Here is a 17,199-nt window from a genome sequence, read left to right on the forward strand (position 1 = left end):
TTGAATGGAGCGCTCAGTGCTTGACCCCGAGCAGGTCCACCACGAACACCAGCGTGTCGGTGCCGCCGATACCGGCCTGCGGCACGCCGCGGGCGCCGTACCCGAATTCCGGTGGGATGGACACCAGCACGCGCGACCCCACCTTCTTGCCCACCAGGGAATCGTCCCATCCCTTGATGACCATGCCGACGCCGATCGGGAAGTCGATGGACGAACCGCGCTTAAACGACGAGTCGAAGATGCCGCCATTCCAGATCTGGCCGTGGTAGTTCACGTCGATCGCATCGCCGGCGTTGATGACCTGCCCGTCCCCTTCGGAAAGAACCTGGACCTGCAGGCCGACGGGCGCATCCGGGGTCGGGAAAGTGAGGGTTGGTTCGTCGCCGAATTGCCCGGAAACGGTAGGTAGTTCTACAGACACGTTTTCTCCTGAGATTGTCGATGCCCACGGTTGCGGGCGGCTAGGAAGCCTATTTGACTAGTTGTTGCGCAAGATGGCGAGCAGGCGCAGGAATTCAAGGTACAACCAGACCAGGGTGACGATCAGCCCAAACGCGGCGGTCCACGCAACGTTCCGCGGCGCACCGGAGCTAATCGCGTTCTGGATCGAGTCGAAATCCGAGATGAGCGACATCGAGGCCAGCCCCACGGCGAACAGCCCGATTCCGATGCCGAGGGGACCGCTGAACATTCCCCATCCGCTCAGTACGCCGGTCCACATGAGAACCAGGTTGATCAGCGAGAACAGCGCGTATCCGGCGATCGCGATCAACAGGAACTTGTTGAACTTGGGAGTAACGCGCACGCGGCCTGACTTGAACAGGAAGAGGCACGCCGCGAAGGTCGCAAAGGTCGCCAGTACCGCCTGCAAGACGATGCCGTCCCACGCCGCGTTGTATGCGGCGGATATGGCACCCAAGAACACGCCCTCGGCGACCGCGTATGCCAGGATCAGCACGGGGCTCGGTTTGCGTTTGAAGGAATTCACCAATCCCAGCACCATGCCGATCACCAGCGCCCCGAGCCAGACGGCGGGCATGGTCTCGGCAATCTGCCAGCCAATGACGGCGGCCACGACCAGTAGTCCGAACACACCGGCCGTCTTCACGATGACGTCGTCGATCGTCAGCCGGTTCGTGTCGAGCGGTGAGGCCGCCGGGGCCTGGTACATCGTGTCGAGCTGGTTCGCATCGATCGTGCTGCCGGCGCCCACCGTCTGATCCGGGAATCGCTGCACGGTCGTGCCCGCGGTAAAGGTCTTGTTGTTACTGAAGATTGGGTTGCTCACTGATGGCTCCTGGTTGGTCGATGATCGGCCAAAGGGACGCGCTTCGGACGCGAACCTTACAGGACACTCTAATGGGTGCCCCTGCATACCGGCTGAGTGGGACGATAGAAGGCATGGATTCGCTCGACGCTCATAGCGAACACGGCTCCGTCGGCCCGCGCAACCCGCTCCAGGCATCTGTCCTGTCGCGCCGGCTGCTCTCGGGCACCGGTTCGAGAAAGCAGGTGTGGCAAGTCGCCCTCTCTGCTTCATCCGCGGATCTGGGCGTGGTCCCGGGCGACAGCATCGGCGTCCTAGTGCCGAACCGCCCCGGGCTGGTCGATGCGGTCTTGGAAGCGCTCGGTATGCACGGGGACGAGGGCTCCCCCGCCCCGCAAGCATCCCTGCGCGAATGGTTGAGGTCCGACCGGGAACTGTCCATCCCCCCCGCGCGCCTGCTGCGGGTGGTGGGCGGGGCCGGCCCCTCCCACCACCGGACCGCACCCGCCGACCCGGCGCAGGGGATCGACCACCTCCCCCGTCCGGACCTGCTTGACATCCTTTCGGACGCCGTCGCCGCAATCGGCTCGGCGGCCGCGATCAAGGCCCTGCGGCCTTTGCGTCCGCGCGCGTATTCCGTGTCGAGCGCCGCCGGACCGGCGCAACTGACCGTCGCCAGGCTCACCGCGGATTGGGCGGGGCGCAAACGGGTGGGGGTAGCCTCGTCGGTGCTCTGCGACGCCCGCAGCGACGACCCGCTGCGCCTGTTCGCGCTGCCCAACCCGGCATTTCACCTGCCCGCGGACGGCCGTCCCCTGATCATGGTCGCGGCCGGGACCGGCGTCGCGCCGTTTCGCGGATTCATCCAACAGTTGGCGGCCGGGGCGCCCACGCGGCGCAGCTGGTTGATGTACGGCGAACGCACGCGCAGCCACGATTTCATTTTCGAGGACGAGTTCCGCGCCTCCCTCGCGGCCGGCATCCTATCCCGCATGACCACCGTTTTCTCGCGCCAGGGCGACCCCGTGCGCTACGTCCACGAGGCGATTGCCCAGCACGGCAGCGACATCGATGATTGGATCCGCGCCGGGGCGCGCGTCTTTGTGTGCGGGTCGCAGGGCGTCGTATCGAATGTGCGCGACGCGCTAGTCGCCGCTATCGGGGCCAGCCGCGGGTGGTCGCCGCTGCGGGCCGAGGCCCTGGTGGCGCAGCTGGAGGCCGACGGCGCCTACCTCGCCGACTCCTTTGGATAGGTGCCTGCGGCGCATGTACCAGATCGCTGCCAGCACCCCGCTGGCAGCGACCGCCGCTCCGGCCACGATCACCGCGTCGGGCACGCCGGCGAGGCCGCTCAGGATCCCTGACTCCATGCGCGCCTGCGCCGACGCCCCGACGATGGAGGGCAGGGCGGCGGTTCCGTCCGTCATCAGCAGCAGTGCGCCCACCGCGATGGTCAACAATCCGGCGACGACCTGCGTCACCGAGTTCTGCCACCCGCCGATCCGGATCATGCGCGGGCGAGCCAGCCAACGCACCTTTTCGACGCGGGTCCATGCGACCGCCATGATCAGCAGCGGGACTATCATTCCCGCCGCGAAGATCGCCAGCACCAGCCCGCCGTACAGGGCGTTCGCGCCCGCGGCGCTGATCGCCAGGATCGCTCCGAGGATCGGGCCGGCGCACACGCCCGCCAGCCCATAGATGGTGCCGAGGAAGAAGACGGCGGCAATCGAGGTGCCGCGCACGGCGTGCCCGGTGTCCACGCCCGGGATCGTGATGCCGCCGACCTGCGCCGCCCCCAGCACCATGACCAGCGCCGCCAGCACCGCCATGACTGCCCCGCGGTGGCTCTGCACCGCCGCGCCGAAGCTGCCCGCCAGGACGCCCATCGGTACCAGCGTCGCCAGGAGCCCGAGGTAGAACACGCCCGTGCGTGACAGCAGCTGGCCCACTCCCATGAACGCGTAGGCGAAGAATGCGGGCAGCAGCATCACCGAACAGGGGCTGACGATCGTGAGCAGGCCCCCAGCGAATGCGGCCGCGAACCCTATCTCCACCTACTGGCCCGCCTGCCCCAACTGCGCCTCGATGACCTGCCGGAAGGTGTCGATCGATTGCGCTCCCGACAGGACCTGGTCGCCCACGACGAAGTACGGCACGGCGGTGACGCCGAGCTGCTGCGCGGTTGCTGTTGCCGCGTCGACCTGCGCGCCCAAGTCCGCACTACCCAGATCGTTGCGGAACGCATCGAGGTCGGGCATCTGCGCCTTTTGCGCGAAGCCGACCAGCTTGTCGGTCGGAAGGTCCGGGTGCCCCGATTGCGGCGCCGCCGCGTAGAGCACCTCCATGAATTCGAGGAAACGGCCCTGCTTCGCGGCCGCCCGCCCCGCGATCGCGGCGGCCCTGGAGTCCTCGCCGAAGAAGACTACATCGTGGAATTCGTAGCGGACCTTGCCCGTCTCGATGTATTCCTTGTAGAGCGTTGGGAAGGTGTCGTTTGCGAAGGCCGCGCAAAACGGGCACCGATAGTCGGCCCATTCGACGATCGTGACCGGGGCGTCCGCCGAGCCGAAAGCCATCGCGTCGCCGTCCTCGGCGCGGGCGACCGTGGCGGCCGTGAGGTTCGCCGCGGCGGTTTGGTCGTCGCTCGCTGCCGCCGTTGCGTCGCTTCCGTCCCCCGCCTGACCGCTCGCCCCGGAAGTCTTGGCGGCGCCTTGGGTCATTTCACCGGCCAGAACCACCGCCAGGAACGCGGCGATCACCCCGAGAATGAGGGCGACGGTCTTCCACCTTCGCACCTGTCGAACCAGGTCTTGAGCCGACACTTCGATACGGGTGGGGGTAATCACGGTTCCACCCTAGTCTCGTCGGCGAAATAGCGCCAAAAGGCCGTGCTGGCGGGGCGGCCCCCGATGCGGGGCGACCCTCAGGTGCGGGGCGGCCCCCGATGCGGGGCGACCCTCAGGTGCGGGGCGGCCCCCGATGCGGGGCGGCCCCAAGTGCGGGGCGACCCCCGGTGGCGCGACCCCCGGTGCGGGGCGCCGTTCTCCACGGCGCGTCGCCGCGCCGCGCGCGGGCGATCGTTGAGCACCCGTGCCCCCAGTGGGATTCGAACCCACACTGGACCGATTTTAAGTCGGTTGCCTCTGCCGATTGGGCTATGGGGGCGACCGCGGATGTCGGGCGCCTGGCGACAGGCACCCGACACGCGGGCCGTGATCTTTGCGAACGGGTCGCGTTCGCAAAGATCGTGTCGAGTTACTTGGCGGGAGCCGCATCCTTGGCGGGCTCGGCGGGAGCCGCATCCTTGGCGGGCTCGGCGGCGGCCGCTGGCTTCGGCTTGGGCGCCGAGGCGACACGGAAGCTGGCACGCGGGTCGGCCGTGGCGCTGAGCGGCAGCAGTTCGCGGCCCAGGAACGTTGCGGACATCCACCCGAACACGATGCGCGTCTTGCGGCTCGGAGTCGGCATCGCCATGACGTGGTAGGCGCGGTGCGCCATCCAGGCCGGCCAGCCCTTTAACTTCACGACGCCGAACAGCACCGCGACGCCCTTGTGCAGGCCCAGCGAGGCGACCGTTCCCAGGTTCTTGTGGCGGTATTCCTTGACGGGACGGGCCGACAGGCTGGCGGCGAGGTTATCGGCCAGGACCTTCGCCTCGCGGATCGCGTGCTGCGCGTTGGGCGGGCAGAACTTGCCCTCGTTGTGCAGGTCGGGGACCGCCGAGCAGTCGCCGGCGCCCCACGCCCCGGGAATCACGTTGCCGTCCTCGTCAACGACCTGCAAGGTCGCGCTCACCGTCAGGCGGCCCAGCTTGTCGGTCGGCAGATCGGATTCGCCGATGACCGGGTTGGCGCGCACCCCAGCGGTCCACACGATCGTGTCGGAATCGAATTCGACACCCGTGGACGTCACAACGTGGCCCTCGATGCAGGACGAAAGGAAGGTCGAAAGGTGAACCTCGATGCCGCGGCGGCGCAGGTTCGCAAGCCCGTATTGCGCCATTTCGAGGGGCAACTCGGGCAGGATCCGGTCGGCACCTTCAATCACGACGAACTTGAGTTCCGACTCATCGATCGAGTCGATGCGACGCACGGCGGCGCGGGCCATGTCTTCGGCCTCGCCCACCGCTTCGATCCCCGCGAAGCCACCACCGATAAAGGTGAAGGTCAGCAACCGCTTGCGCAGGTCGGCGTCCTGCGTGTGCTTCGCGATGAAGATCCGGTCAAGGATTTTGTTGCGCAGGTACAGCGCCTCTTCGACGTGCTTGAAGCCGATTGCCTCCTCGGCCAACCCAGGAATTGGCAGCGTCCGCGCGATCGACCCAAGGCCCACAACCAACTCGTCGTAGGCGATGTCGAAGTCGTCGCCGATGGCCGGCGAAACGGTGACCTTTTTGTCTGCGTGGTTGATTTGCGTGACCTTGGCTTGCACCACCTCCACGCCGCGCAACGCGCGCAGGAACGGGGCCACTACCTCGCGCCCGCCGATGGCCCCCGAACCGACCTCGGGCAAGAACGGCGCGTACGTCATGTAGGGAAGCGCGTCGACCACCGTGATGCGGGCACGGGACCCGAGGCGACGCCGCAGGCGGCGGGCCGAATAAAGACCAACTGAACCACCGCCGAGAACAAGAATTCGGGGCGCACCAGACTTATTAGTCAAAGACGAACTAGACACACGGGTCTCCTGGGAAGAAACGAATCGATTCCATATCAGACTACGCCAGCATGGACTTTGTCAGAAATTGAGAGGGATTGTGACGTCGCTTACGCGGGCAGCGAAACGCCGCCGCGCGACGCCCTGCGGCCGCGCGACTTCGTCACCATTGCGCGCCGCAGCATCGTCAGCGCCGCGCGCCGCTCCTAGTCGACCAGCGACCAGGCGATTCCGTCCAAGATGTCATGCTCGGACGTCAGAACCCGCGACAGGGTGCGGCCCGCACCGGCGACCTCGGCGCACACGCGCGCCACCACCTCGGACCACACCAGCGCCCCGGCGGCGATGACGTCCACGCGCCCGGGATGCATGAAACCCAGCCCGGCCCGGTAGTCGCGGTCCCCGGTGTACAGGGCGCGCGCCGCCTCCTGCACCTGCTCGGGGGTGAGCATTGCGCCGTTGATGCGTGCTGGATCGTACCGGTCCAGCCCCAGGGCCAGCGCCGTTACGGTCGTGATCGACCCGGCCAGGCCCACCAAGGTCTCCGTCCTGCTCAGATCCACGTGCCGGCGTGCCTCGTCCAGGGCGGCCCGCACGTCGGCGCGCGCTCCCTCAAGTTCCGCGGGCGTCGGCGGGTCGGAGCGCATGTGCCGCTCGGTCATCCGCACGCAACCGACATTCATCGACCAGGCCCCCTGCGGGGCATTGTCGCCCAGCACGATTTCCGTCGATCCGCCGCCCAGGTCCACGACCAGGTACGGGCCCGGGTACACCCCACCGAAGACCCCGGTGGCGCCGCGAAACGACAAGGCGGCCTCCTCTTGCCCGGAGATAACCTCGGGGACCACGCCAAGGATCTGCTTGACCCCGTCGAAGAATGCGTCGCGGTTCGAGGCGTCGCGCGTCGCCGATGTGGCAACAAACCGCACCCGCGTCGCGCCCAGTTCGTCGATCCGCGCCTTGTAGGCGCGCGTTTGCGCGAGCGTTCGCTCCAGCGCGACCGGGTCCAGTTGCCCGGTACGGTCGACGCCCTGCCCCAGGCGGACCACGGTCATGGTGCGCTCAAGATCGCGCAGCGTGCTGGTCCGCGGATCGACGTCGGCCACCAGCAACCGGATCGAGTTGGTGCCGCAATCGATGGCCGCGACGCGCGTTGGTTGTTCAGTCATGACGCTCATTTCTAGGTAAGGGGGCTACCATAATCATGCGGATTCCGCGTCGGAGTGCGGGCGCGCCACGCATTGGCACCGGGCGGGGTCGTAGAGCCGGGCCCGGATCGCCATGGCCAGCGCCTCGTCCCCGAGCGGGTTGATGCCGGGGCCGGCGCTAAGCGCGTGCGCGAAAAGAACGTGGAGGCATTTGACCCGGGTGGGCATGCCGCCCGCCGAGATCCCGGCGATTTCGGGGACATCCCCAAGCGCCTCCCGCTCGGCCAGGTAGGCGCGGTGCGCCGCACCGTAGGCTGCGGCCAGGCGCGCATCCGCCTCCAGCCTCGCCGTCATCTCCTTCATCACGCCCGCTGCCTCAAGGGTGCTTGCCGCCGCGGTGAGCGCCGGATGGGTCAGGTAGAACAGCGTCGGGAACGGGGTGCCGTCCGGCAGGCGCGGCGCGGTCTTGACCGCGAGCGGGCGACCGCACGCGCACCGCGCGCTGATCCCGACGATGCCGCGCGGGGTGCGGCCCAACTGCCAGTTCACCTCGGCGATGTCACCGGGGGAAGGGGTGTGGGAGCGCTCGTCCTGCGATGTACTGAGCCGCGATATCGCCAGGCGATCCGCATCGCTCAACGTTGCCGGCGGGAACTGTTCGGTGGTCGTTTCGGGTGCTTGCACCCCACTATTGTGCCTGCATCCGCGCACCGACATTTGCATAACGGACGAGGCCCGCGCCCCCGCCGCACCTGTTTTCCGATTAGTTATTGGTTCGCGGACGGGTCGGCGGCGCTCGCCGATTCGGCACTCACGTTGGAGTTTCCGGCGACCTCGATCGACTCCCAGAGCGTCCCGTACCAGGAGTCTTCCTTGCCGATCGGGAACGTGACCGCCCCCGGCTCGATGGCCTGCCCCGTCTTGGGATTAGTCTCATCGACGACGGTTTGCGGGTCGATCACGCGGTAACGGGTTTCGCCGTCGTAGCCGTAGCTGAGGCGCTCGCGCGCCTGCGCTTCCACGTATTTCTGGTCCGACCAGCGATCAATTTCGGTCTGCAACTGTGAGTTCGTCGATTTCGCCTGCGATAGCTGCTGTTCGAGTTGGCGCGTCTGAGACTGCTGGTCGACGTAACGCATCGCCGTCGGGACCACGACCGCCAGGGCGCCCAACGCCGCAATCGCCATGATGAGCACCCGCACCGAGGTCGGGCCGACCCACCGCAACCGCTCGGGGCGGGGGCGGTCGACGGATACGCGCGGGCTCATGGGTTCGATTTTGCCGCCCGTACCTGGGAATCGAGCTCGCGGCGCGCGGGGGTGACGCCACCTGGTCCCCGCCAACCGCGCCGGCGCGGCGCGCCCGCAACCGTCAGCCCGCGCGCGACGCCCGATACCCGGCCTTCTGCGCGCCAGCGGCAGTCGCGAAGCACTGCTCGGCCTTCGTCACCTTGTAGTAGCGGCCGCCAGGCACGTGGTAGATCATCGAATTCCGGTTCCCCTTGATCGGGGCGGACGACGGGCATGAGCCACCCGCGCGGGGCGCCACGGGAGCCGACGACTTGCTCGATTTGGTCTTCGATTTCTTTCGCTTCTTCGTTGATGTGACCTTCGCGGCGGCGACGGAGAGGGCCGAGCGGTAGGTGCGCTGCCCGGGGCAGCCCGACAAGACGCGCTTCATCGCTGATTTTTCGGCGGCGGTCACCCACAGGTTGTATTTCGCCTTCACGGAAATCTGCCGCGCGACATAGGTGCACCGGTAGGACTTGTTCTTCGGCAGCCAGGTGGCGGCGTCGCCATCGCTCTTTCGCATGTTCGAGGTGTCGTCGACCGCGAGCAAGTTCAGCGGATCGTTCGCGAACGAGAGCCGCGCGCTCGCGGAAATCTGCTGGGCTCCCTTTTGCCAGGCATCGGAGAGCGCGACGATGTGGTCGATCTGCACATCCGCGCTGCGGGGCCCGCGCACGTAGGAGATCCGTTCTTTGGTGTACTTCGAACGCAGCGTGCCCGTCAGCACGATGCAGCCGTGGGTTCCGGCGCGGAAGATGGTCCCCTTCAGGTCGCGGCGCAAGATGTCGTTGCGCGTGTCGCAACCGTTGCGATCGACGTCCGACCACGCCGGACCGAACTTTGTCCTGGCGTAGCCGGTCTTGGGCGCACGCCCCTTGACCGCCAGCGAATCCAGCACTGCGGTGGCGAGCGTGCTGCGCGTGAACACCTTGGAAACGCCCGAACGCGTCGCCTGCGAGGCGGGGGCGCCGACCGCCACCGCGCCCGCGAATAGCGAAAGTGCCACGAAAATTGCCGAGATCTGCCGTTTCCTCACGCTGCCCGAGTGTAGTGCGGCTGCGGGAAGTTATCCACAATGCCGCATAGACTCTTGAAATTTCTCCGCCCATTTGGGACCATTGCGGGTTTCTGTCCACCCACCCTCGCGACTATAGGTTCTGATACTAATGCGCACAAAAGTCGCGAAACGACGCCGACATTTGATCGTGACGGTACCGCAAAGTGCAAATGGGTTGATTATCGCGTTCAATAGCGCCATTCAGGCGCACCTTTCACACAAAAAGGAACACGCCCTTGAACGCAAACCCCGCCCGCCCGCGCCGCCTCGTCGCGGCGATTGCCGCGACGTCCGTGCTGCTTGGTGCACTGGTCGCCGCACCGGCCACATCGGCTAACGCAGCGGATCCCTCGAATTGGCCACTGATCGTGACCCAGATCGTCCCGAACAACGCGGGAACGGATAACTTCGAATACTTCCAGCTCTATAACACCACCGATGCTCCCATTGACCTCGCAACCAGCGGCTACCAGTTGGGGTACTCGTCCAACTACACGCTGCCGGCATCGACCCGCACCGACTACAACCTCACGGTCTCTGGGACAACTACTACCGTCGCTCCGCATTCCTCCCTGGTGCTGTGGAACAAATACAACACAACGCAGCTAGCAATGGACGACCAGAGCTTCCGGGACTTCTGGGCGGCGCAGAACCCCGCTGCGCCGACCGATTACGCCCTGGGATACGTGACCGGGACGAATGGCATTTCCAACAGCGAATCTCGCGGCATCCGCGTCGTCGCCCCCGACAATTCGCAGGTCAGCTACGCGTTCGACGACAACGCCTCGTACGGGGACAACAAGGCCGCCGTGTTCCGGATCCCCGCCAACCCCGCCATCAAGCAACTCGAACTTCTCTACCCGCAGGCGCTCGCCGCCCCCGGCGCGCTCTTTGACGGCCAGCTGGCCGACCGCGACTACACCGCGGGCGCACCCACCAGCGAAAACCTGGACGGCCTGGTCGACACCAACAAGATCTCCGACATGCTCTCTCGCATGCACCTGATGGGAACCGTGCTCGTGGTCAAGAACGGGGCCGTGACCACCGTCTCGAACGGGTTCGCCGACGCCGAAAACGAGGTGCCGAATTCGCGCGACACGCTTTTCGCCACCGCCTCGCTCGAAAAGGCGATGACCGCAACCCTCATCAAGCAACTCATCGACGCGGGCAAGCTCAGCTTCGACGACACCCTCGGCGAGTTCTACCCGCAAGTGCCGTCCGCCGATTCGATCACCATCCGCAACCTCCTGGAGCACACCTCCGGCATCCGGATGCCCGAGATGCCGGTTTACGTCGATGACTCGGACCCCTCGCAAGGCGAGATCGTCCTGGAAACCCAGGAAGAACAGATCGCGCACGCGATCGATTCGATCACGATCGTGAACCAGGGGTCCTGGTCGTACAGCAATGGCAACTACACCATGCTGGCCGCGATCGCCAGCAAGATCGAAAACGAACCGTTCGAAAAGCTGATGCAGGAGCGCGTATTCGCCCCGGCGGGCATGAACGACACCTACTTCTGGGACACCATCCCGGCAGCTAAGCAAGACAGGGTCGCCAAGGAATACAAGTATCAAAACGGCGATTACAGCACCGAGGGTGGCCCCGTAGCGACCGCTTCGTTGCAAAGCACCCTGCTCGGCGCGGGCAACGTGTTCACCACCATCGACGACCTGCTGAAGTTCTACCGCGAATCCAACGGCGGGGCGATCTTGTCACAAGATTCATATGCGGAGCTCAGCAAGTCGAGTTTGCAAAACGGCTACGCAGGCGGCCTGTACCACTACGTGGGCGTCAAGCGCGCGCGCGGCAGCGCCAGCACCGACGTGGCCGGGGGCCGGTACAACTCGTTCGTGTACGGGTCGGAAAACAACGACGACCTGGTGCTGATCCTTTCGAACCAGTCGTACATTTCCGGCAACCCCGCGCCCCTGACGGGCTACGACCAGTTCGCGGAGTCCATCTACCTGGACCTGGTCGCGGACCCAACGATCGACCAGATCGACACCACGGCCCTGACTACCTCGATCGGGCAGGCCCCCACCCTGCCCGCCAAGGTGAATGTCAGTTTCGTTGGCGATGTCAAGGACAAGCAGATCACGGTCGATTGGGACCCGGTTCCCGCGTCCGCGTACGCCCAGGCGGGCACCTACACCGTCACAGGGTCCCTGGTCGGGTTGCATGGGACCGCGGTTGCCACGGTGGTCGTCGCGGCGGCGCCCACGGGCGGCGGCACGCCGGTTGTGCCGGGGACCGGGGGGACGGGGAACTCGTCGGTCACAAAGACACCGGTCAAGGTCAAGTCGCAGTCAATCAAGGTCTCGACCAACGTCGCCGCGCGCAAGGCTGCCAAGCTCAAGCTCGGCAAGAAGTACAAGCTGTCCTTCGCGGTTCCCGCCAAGGCCGCGGGCGCCAAGGTGACCGTGAGCGTGAAGGGGAAGAAGGTCGGTGCCGCAACGGTCAGCGCGAGCGGCGCGGTTCGCGTCACGATCAAGCTCAAGAAGGGACGAGGCCTGCGTGCCGGCAAGGCCTATAGCCTGAAGGTGAAGGTCGCTTCGACGTCCCTGTCCAAGGCGGCATCCGTGTCGAAGAAGGTTCGTATCGTCAAGTAGTCGGCCGGTGGGGGCGGGCGCGGCCGTGGCCGGCCCGCCCCCAACCCGCTCGTCCCAACGTGGGCTTACCCTGTCCTCGTAGGCATCTGGATTAGCGCGATGCTGGGGTTCCGCGGGGACAAGTGATCGGGGCGGTCGTTCGCGTTGATGTCGCTCCCAATCTGCTGCACTGGGCTGTTGAACGAGCGTGCTGAGACGATGAGGCGGTCGAGCCCCGCGCTCCCAAGCTAGGTGAACCGTCCCAGGTTTTGTGCCGCTTCTATGTGGGGAGCGGCTCTTGGGTAAGGGTCGCGTAGTAGGTCGCCTCGTATTCGTTTGGGGTGACCATGCCCAGGTGACCTGTGAAGCCTGCGGTTGTTGTACCAGTCGACCCATCTGGAGGTCGCGTACTCGACGTCTGTGATCGTTTTGTAGGGGCCGGTGTGGAAGACCGTGGTGGGTTACGCATTCGGCTTTGTATAGGCCGTTGATGGTCTCCATCAAGGCGTTATCGTATGCGTCGCCGGCTGACCCGATCGAGGGTGAGATTTGCTCGAACGCGTGGTGGTCGGTGAACACAATAGACGCGTATTGAGACCCGGCGCCTAAATGGTGTGTTAGTTGTCCAGGCTGGATTTGATGGCCTTGTCTGTCTCGTTCCCAAAGTGCCATCCGTAGCGGGATCATCACAAGGTCGACATGTGTGGTGGTATGGGCGCGGCAGGCCACGATCTTTTGGGAGTACACGTCAAGGATGAACGCGACATAAACCCAACCAGCCCATGTGCGCACATAGGTGAAGTCCATCACCCAGGTGTGGTCTGGGCCAGGAGCTGTGAAATTACACGATTGAGCAGGTCACCGGCCCGAATCCCGTCCTTGGACGGGATCGTGGGTGCGAATGGATTTAGCGCGCGTGATACCGGCCAGACCAAGAGCACGCATCGCCCTACCTACCGCGCCACGGGATGCATCGGGCAGCGCGGTACGCCGGATCAGCACGGTCACCTTCCTTCGCCCGTATAAGCCCTGCGCTGTCATTTTGCGGTAGGTCGTGCCATCGGGCAGAGCGCTGGTGGACCACACGCCCTGACGTACTGCGTTATGGACCCGTGCGTCAGCGATGGTCCGAAGCGCCACACGGCCCTGTTTCCAGGCCCGGTAGGTACGCGCAGCGATCTTTCACGCCCTGATCTCGCAGGACCCAGCAGATCGACCAGGGAGCATACCCCTTGGCGCGCATCTGATCGATGAACCCCATCATCAACGGCCCAGGGGGTCGAGTACACCAGCGAAGAAAGACGTCGCTGCTTTCAGAATCGCGACGTCTTCACCAAGCTGCTTGTTCTCAGCCTTCAGGCGCCTAATCTCGGCGTGTTCTTCGCTGGTGCGACCCTCACGGTTCCCAGCGTCGAAGTCGGCTTGCACCACCCACCTACGCAGCGACTCCACACCCACCCGTTCTTGACGAGCAACAGCGGCGATCGCTTGGGCATTCGATGGGTACTCACTACGGTGCTCGCGTACAAGCCGCACCGCTCATTCCCGAACCTCAAGATCAATCTTCTTTGCCATGACAGCCATCCTCTCAACTCACAAGGAAACGGCATCAAACCCAGGACGGTTCACTCTGGGCCTGAAAAGGATGGGCCGGACGAAGCCAATAACTCCACGCCCGGAAAGCGAAGAAAATCCCCATCCGACCACCCGCGACACGCCCGAGCCATCCACACGTTATGGCCTATAACCCGCCGTTCAAGACGATCATCAACGAGGCCGCCGAAGGCAAGAACGCCAAACGGGAACACTCAACATCTTCCGATGTCGCGTGTTCCCGTAAGGATGTTTGGGTGGACGTCGGTGGACTCAAACTAAGTGTGTGGAGCCGGATCGAGCGGCTGAGTTTGGCTTGGGAGCAGGCAAGGACGGCTACCGTCACAGAAGACGGGCTTCCCCTTTTTACCGAACTTGATTTCGTGACCAACCCGAGGAGACGAGCCCGAACCCCTTTGACGACTCAAGAAGTGGACCCAATCCGAACAGCACTCCTCGACTGCGCGAACGTAGCTTTGACCACCGATCAGTTCCAAGACAGTCAGACTGTTGCAGGAAGGAAGGCGAGCTAATAGGAAACGGATCTGCTCTGTCGGTGGTAATCCGTACCATTGAGAGTGTGTCATCCGACACATCCACACCGAGACAAAGGAGTCTTTCATGCGAGTAGCCGCCTACCATTCGATCAACCCCACCGATCCGGATGTCCATCACGTCCACGACAACTGCCCGAGCGGCCAGCAGATCCCGGCTCACAACCGACGATCCGGGACCAACAACTGGCCGCTCTGCAAGCACTGTCGCGACATGTAGCAATAAGGTGGGGCTTCGAGCGTACCTACGCTCGAAGCCCCACCTTAGGTCCCCCTCTCAGCAGCACTGTCAACGGGCCGTACTCGGTTGGCATCCGTTGAATGTCAATCAACATGGGTTTCGCCTGATTCTTAGGGTGGAGATGATCGGGATGGTCGTTCGAGTCGATGTGGCTCCGGATTTGCTGCACTGGGTGGTCGAACGGGCCGGATGTGACGAGGGGACGATCGAGCGTCGTTCTCCCAAGCCAGGAGACTGGACGTCCGGCACACACCAGCCGAACCTGAAGCACTTGGAGAAGTTCGCCAACGATACTCACACCCCGTTTGCTCTTTTGTTCCTCCCGGAACCGCCGGTGGAAAATGTGCCGATTCAAGACATGCGCACGATCGGCAACGTTGAGACGCTCGCTAGGCTGTCGTGGGATGGGTCTCATCGAAGAGCCCACTGACCCAGGAGGCGCTTCGTTGGCTGGTTTCTTCTCTAGATTGTTCAGTAGTGGTAGAACCGACGCCGAACCTGCAACGCGTATCGCGCCCACCGCTGCTACCAACGAACGCGAAATTGCCGTCTCCTTTCATGAAGATCTGGAAGTCTCGGGAGAGGCCTACCACCGCGATGGAATCGGCAGAATCTTCCGGAGTCTTGGGCGTGCTGAAGGCGGAGTCACGATGCAGACCGCGCACCTTATTCCGGAGCCAGAGAACAAGTACGACAGGACTGCCGTCAGAGTCATCGTCATGGGTGAGCAAGTCGGACATGTTCCGCAGGAAGCCAGCGCAGCGATCTTTCGCATCTGCGCAGGGATCGGGCGCGGCAATGTAGCGACTGTTCTCGCCCGCATTTGGGCACGCAACGATGAGGGGACCTGGAGAGCGCGCGTTACCCTCATGTTTTCCGGAGAACGCGAGACGGAGAAAGACTACGCCGCCGAGCGTCTTGAGGCCGAAGCATATTACGCCGAGCGAGAAGCTGAGAGGGAACGGAAAACGGCGGATAGAGCGGCGCGCGAAGCGGAGAAAGAGGCTCGCCGAACTGCTGGAGCTGTTGACGGGCAGTACTGGCCTCTGCTGAAACCATCAATCGCTGAGCTCAAGAGGCAGAAACGCTTCGAAGAAGCCCGCGATTTGTTAGAGCAATGCATTGACGCCGCCGAACGCGAGAGTGTCATTGTGGGGAGCACTCCGGATCCGTGGCCGTCTGAACAAATATCGGTTGTACTTCGTCGCCTCAAGGAGTACTCACAAGAACTCGCATATTTGGAGCGCTACGTGGCCGCATGTGGGGACCGAGATGCCCCGGAGAGTGTCATGGCACGACTGAGCCGGTCACGCCTCTCAGCCGAACGTGACCAGGCGGGCAAGTAGTAGGCTGCCCCCCGGCCTATACGCCACCGTTTGAGAAGGAGTTCTTACTAGAACACGGTGGACATCGCTAGGCTCAAACCGGATCAGTGGAAGCGGATCGAGCGGCTGGGTTTGGCTTGGGAGCATACGAGACCATCCGATGAAGCTTCGTCAGCCATAGCTTAAATCTGCATCCCGCCAGGCAATCTCCAACCCAAGGAGACGCGCCCGAGAATCCCTGACTGATCAGGAAGTAGACACAATCCGAACCGATCTCAGCAATGGAGTGAGCGTTATGTCAATCACCCGTCGGTTCCACCTAGATCGCAGTACTGTATGGGAGCACACCAGAGATTAGGACGCTGTGAGCACGACAGTCAACCTCTTTAGAGACCTTCGTCAGACCGGCTTTGCGGCCTCTGTCGAGCTCATCTCAGAATCATGTAGCGAGCAAGGGAAAGATGGCCGGGAGTTCCCTTTGGGTACCCCCGGCCTCCACTATGCGGCCTTTTCCTCCGACTTTTTCTTTTCGAGACGGCCAAGGACAAAGACTTTAAAGGCGGCCAGAAGATCGTCTCCGCTCTCGAACGCCCTCATCGTGACTGCAAGGTTTGTGCTGCGACCGCGTTCGAGGCCGCTCTGCTTCTTGAGTCGATCTTTTGGAGTCTTGTTGAGCTTGCCATCTGCACCCCGGACTGCTTGTTCGAGCTGTGCATAGGACAGCACGCTCGTGCCATAGTAGCGGCCCGCAGACATGAGCAGGGTGTGTCGAACCCACCCTGCTGGGACAAGCATGAGAGCCTTGCCGTCAGCGACAGGCAAAGTAATCTCTGCTTCCACCCAGGCTCGCTCCTCTGAGCTCCACACCTGCCTGGTAAAGGCACTAACCTGATGCCCACCCTCTGAAAACTGGGGATACCGAGCCAGCATCTGCGCCGTGAAGTGTGCCAGGGCTTCGAACACAATTCGGGTGGTGATGTCCGAAGTAATGTCACAATCGATACCATCGACAAACAGTGGAAGATCCTCGATCTGCTTGAGCACCCCGATCCGAACCAGGGCCTCAACATCCCCGGTAAGAATATCCCAGATCCCGGTACCGACGACATCCGCCCCTCCATGTCCATGAAAGCCGCGACGGGACATACCGAGCCGGGTCTCCCAAGGCTCGACGAATCGCTGCAAAAGCTGCTCTCCGTGACGGAGGCTGGCCGGAGTGCCAGCAAGGATGCTATCGGTGACTTGTGCAGTGAAGGTATCAAGACACCGGAGTGCATGATCCGCAAAAGGCTCTCCGTGTCCTTGCAACCGAATTGCGTGGGGGTCGACATAGAGACGGTTGTCGGCCGAGACCTCGACATCAACGAACGGAACGGGACCAGGAATCCCATAGTAGGTGGTGATAGTGGGCAAAATGCCCTCCTTCCTTGAGAAACAACCCGAGGAAGGAGCGGAGACCCTTTGTCTCCTCAAAC

Annotated in this window: 17 protein-coding genes, 1 tRNA gene and 1 pseudogene; 7 read left to right on the plus strand and 12 right to left on the minus strand. The window is 63.8% G+C overall.

Going from position 1 to position 17,199, the window contains the following annotated elements; translation table 11 throughout:
• Nucleotides 1-13 precede the first annotated feature (13 nt).
• Together FB389_RS04620 and FB389_RS04625 are read right to left on the minus strand one after the other, a co-directional pair.
• Nucleotides 14-421, minus strand: coding sequence for an FKBP-type peptidyl-prolyl cis-trans isomerase (locus FB389_RS04620; protein ID WP_142111586.1), 408 nt, complete (start codon nucleotides 419-421; stop codon nucleotides 14-16).
• 57 nt (nucleotides 422-478) lie between these two features.
• On the minus strand, nucleotides 479-1,288 hold the full coding sequence (locus FB389_RS04625; RefSeq protein ID WP_281282023.1) for a Bax inhibitor-1/YccA family protein: 810 nt from the start codon (nucleotides 1,286-1,288) through the stop codon (nucleotides 479-481).
• A gap of 71 nt (nucleotides 1,289-1,359) precedes the next feature.
• Here FB389_RS04625 and FB389_RS04630 point away from each other — a divergent pair, with 71 nt between their 5' ends.
• Nucleotides 1,360-2,520 carry a flavodoxin domain-containing protein gene (locus FB389_RS04630; RefSeq protein WP_246043520.1) on the plus strand — a complete coding sequence of 387 codons (1,161 nt, stop codon included), beginning with the start codon at nucleotides 1,360-1,362 and terminating at the stop codon, nucleotides 2,518-2,520.
• Here FB389_RS04630 and FB389_RS04635 read toward each other — a convergent pair.
• The 4 genes from FB389_RS04635 to FB389_RS04650 form a co-directional block, all read right to left on the minus strand.
• Entirely contained in the window at nucleotides 2,413-3,324 is a 912-nt protein-coding gene (locus FB389_RS04635; protein ID WP_142111589.1) for a cytochrome c biogenesis CcdA family protein, read from the minus strand. The genes FB389_RS04630 and FB389_RS04635 overlap by 108 nt on opposite strands.
• The gene (locus FB389_RS04640) at nucleotides 3,325-4,116 is read right to left on the minus strand and encodes a DsbA family protein (protein WP_142111590.1); all 792 of its coding nucleotides are present in this window, start codon (nucleotides 4,114-4,116) and stop codon (nucleotides 3,325-3,327) included. It abuts the gene before it with no gap.
• A gap of 245 nt (nucleotides 4,117-4,361) precedes the next feature.
• Nucleotides 4,362-4,435, minus strand: a tRNA-Leu gene (locus FB389_RS04645).
• Nucleotides 4,436-4,525: 90 nt separating this feature from the next.
• Nucleotides 4,526-5,947: an NAD(P)/FAD-dependent oxidoreductase gene (locus tag FB389_RS04650; RefSeq protein WP_142111591.1), complete on the minus strand. Its 1,422-nt coding sequence runs from the start codon at nucleotides 5,945-5,947 to the stop codon at nucleotides 4,526-4,528.
• Nucleotides 5,948-6,004: 57 nt separating this feature from the next.
• Between FB389_RS04650 and FB389_RS10840 the strand changes: the two genes are divergently transcribed.
• Nucleotides 6,005-6,136: a hypothetical protein gene (locus FB389_RS10840; RefSeq protein ID WP_281282024.1), complete on the plus strand. Its 132-nt coding sequence runs from the start codon at nucleotides 6,005-6,007 to the stop codon at nucleotides 6,134-6,136.
• Here the strand turns inward: FB389_RS10840 and FB389_RS04655 are convergent.
• The 4 genes from FB389_RS04655 to FB389_RS10895 all read right to left on the minus strand — a co-directional run bounded on the left by FB389_RS04655 (nucleotide 6,133) and on the right by FB389_RS10895 (nucleotide 9,399).
• On the minus strand, nucleotides 6,133-7,095 hold the full coding sequence (locus FB389_RS04655) for a Ppx/GppA phosphatase family protein (RefSeq protein ID WP_142111592.1): 963 nt from the start codon (nucleotides 7,093-7,095) through the stop codon (nucleotides 6,133-6,135). The two genes, FB389_RS10840 and FB389_RS04655, sit on opposite strands and share 4 nt — an antisense overlap.
• 33 nt (nucleotides 7,096-7,128) lie before the next feature.
• Nucleotides 7,129-7,689, minus strand: a complete 561-nt coding sequence (locus FB389_RS04660) for a DUF501 domain-containing protein (protein WP_425467269.1) — start codon at nucleotides 7,687-7,689, stop codon at nucleotides 7,129-7,131.
• A 152-nt stretch (nucleotides 7,690-7,841) separates the two neighbouring features.
• Nucleotides 7,842-8,342 (minus strand): FtsB family cell division protein, encoded by a 501-nt coding sequence (locus tag FB389_RS04665; protein WP_142111594.1) that lies wholly within the window; start codon nucleotides 8,340-8,342, stop codon nucleotides 7,842-7,844.
• 103 nt (nucleotides 8,343-8,445) lie between these two features.
• On the minus strand, nucleotides 8,446-9,399 hold the full coding sequence (locus FB389_RS10895) for an HNH endonuclease family protein (protein WP_142111595.1): 954 nt from the start codon (nucleotides 9,397-9,399) through the stop codon (nucleotides 8,446-8,448).
• 257 nt (nucleotides 9,400-9,656) lie between these two features.
• Between FB389_RS10895 and FB389_RS04675 the strand changes: the two genes are divergently transcribed.
• Entirely contained in the window at nucleotides 9,657-12,032 is a 2,376-nt protein-coding gene (locus FB389_RS04675; RefSeq protein ID WP_142111596.1) for a serine hydrolase, read from the plus strand.
• A gap of 259 nt (nucleotides 12,033-12,291) precedes the next feature.
• Here FB389_RS04675 and FB389_RS04680 read toward each other — a convergent pair.
• Nucleotides 12,292-13,547: pseudogene (locus FB389_RS04680) on the minus strand (IS3 family transposase).
• Between the two features lie 200 nt (nucleotides 13,548-13,747).
• Here FB389_RS04680 and FB389_RS04685 point away from each other — a divergent pair.
• The 4 genes from FB389_RS04685 to FB389_RS04695 all read left to right on the plus strand — a co-directional run bounded on the left by FB389_RS04685 (nucleotide 13,748) and on the right by FB389_RS04695 (nucleotide 15,745).
• Nucleotides 13,748-14,137 carry a hypothetical protein gene (locus FB389_RS04685; RefSeq protein ID WP_142111597.1) on the plus strand — a complete coding sequence of 130 codons (390 nt, stop codon included), beginning with the start codon at nucleotides 13,748-13,750 and terminating at the stop codon, nucleotides 14,135-14,137.
• 88 nt (nucleotides 14,138-14,225) lie between these two features.
• Nucleotides 14,226-14,378, plus strand: coding sequence for a hypothetical protein (locus FB389_RS10425; protein WP_170207877.1), 153 nt, complete (start codon nucleotides 14,226-14,228; stop codon nucleotides 14,376-14,378).
• Nucleotides 14,379-14,529: 151 nt separating this feature from the next.
• Nucleotides 14,530-14,829 carry a hypothetical protein gene (locus FB389_RS04690; protein ID WP_211344950.1) on the plus strand — a complete coding sequence of 100 codons (300 nt, stop codon included), beginning with the start codon at nucleotides 14,530-14,532 and terminating at the stop codon, nucleotides 14,827-14,829.
• Nucleotides 14,804-15,745, plus strand: coding sequence for an HIRAN domain-containing protein (locus FB389_RS04695; RefSeq protein WP_142111599.1), 942 nt, complete (start codon nucleotides 14,804-14,806; stop codon nucleotides 15,743-15,745). The genes FB389_RS04690 and FB389_RS04695 overlap by 26 nt, the downstream gene beginning before the upstream one ends.
• Before the next feature lie 477 nt (nucleotides 15,746-16,222).
• On the opposite strand, the gene FB389_RS04700 is transcribed toward FB389_RS04695, so the two are convergent.
• Nucleotides 16,223-17,137 carry a hypothetical protein gene (locus FB389_RS04700; protein ID WP_142111600.1) on the minus strand — a complete coding sequence of 305 codons (915 nt, stop codon included), beginning with the start codon at nucleotides 17,135-17,137 and terminating at the stop codon, nucleotides 16,223-16,225.
• Nucleotides 17,138-17,199 lie beyond the last annotated feature (62 nt).

It is taken from the genome of Rarobacter incanus (assembly GCF_006715765.1).
GTDB classification, from domain to species: domain Bacteria; phylum Actinomycetota; class Actinomycetes; order Actinomycetales; family Cellulomonadaceae; genus Rarobacter; species Rarobacter incanus.

What these genes read in the sequence shown, in the direction of transcription:
- FB389_RS04685 (WP_142111597.1), top strand. Translation starts at nt 13,748, where the DNA reads ATGGCCTATAACCCGCCGTTCAAGACGATCATCAACGAGGCCGCCGAA.
- FB389_RS04655 (WP_142111592.1), bottom strand. Translation starts at nt 7,095, where the DNA reads ATGACTGAACAACCAACGCGCGTCGCGGCCATCGATTGCGGCACCAAC.
- FB389_RS04630 (WP_246043520.1), top strand. Translation starts at nt 1,360, where the DNA reads ATGGGTGCCCCTGCATACCGGCTGAGTGGGACGATAGAAGGCATGGAT.
- FB389_RS04695 (WP_142111599.1), top strand. Translation starts at nt 14,804, where the DNA reads ATGGGTCTCATCGAAGAGCCCACTGACCCAGGAGGCGCTTCGTTGGCT.
- FB389_RS04665 (WP_142111594.1), bottom strand. Translation starts at nt 8,342, where the DNA reads ATGAGCCCGCGCGTATCCGTCGACCGCCCCCGCCCCGAGCGGTTGCGG.
- FB389_RS10425 (WP_170207877.1), top strand. Translation starts at nt 14,226, where the DNA reads ATGCGAGTAGCCGCCTACCATTCGATCAACCCCACCGATCCGGATGTC.
- FB389_RS04690 (WP_211344950.1), top strand. Translation starts at nt 14,530, where the DNA reads ATGGTCGTTCGAGTCGATGTGGCTCCGGATTTGCTGCACTGGGTGGTC.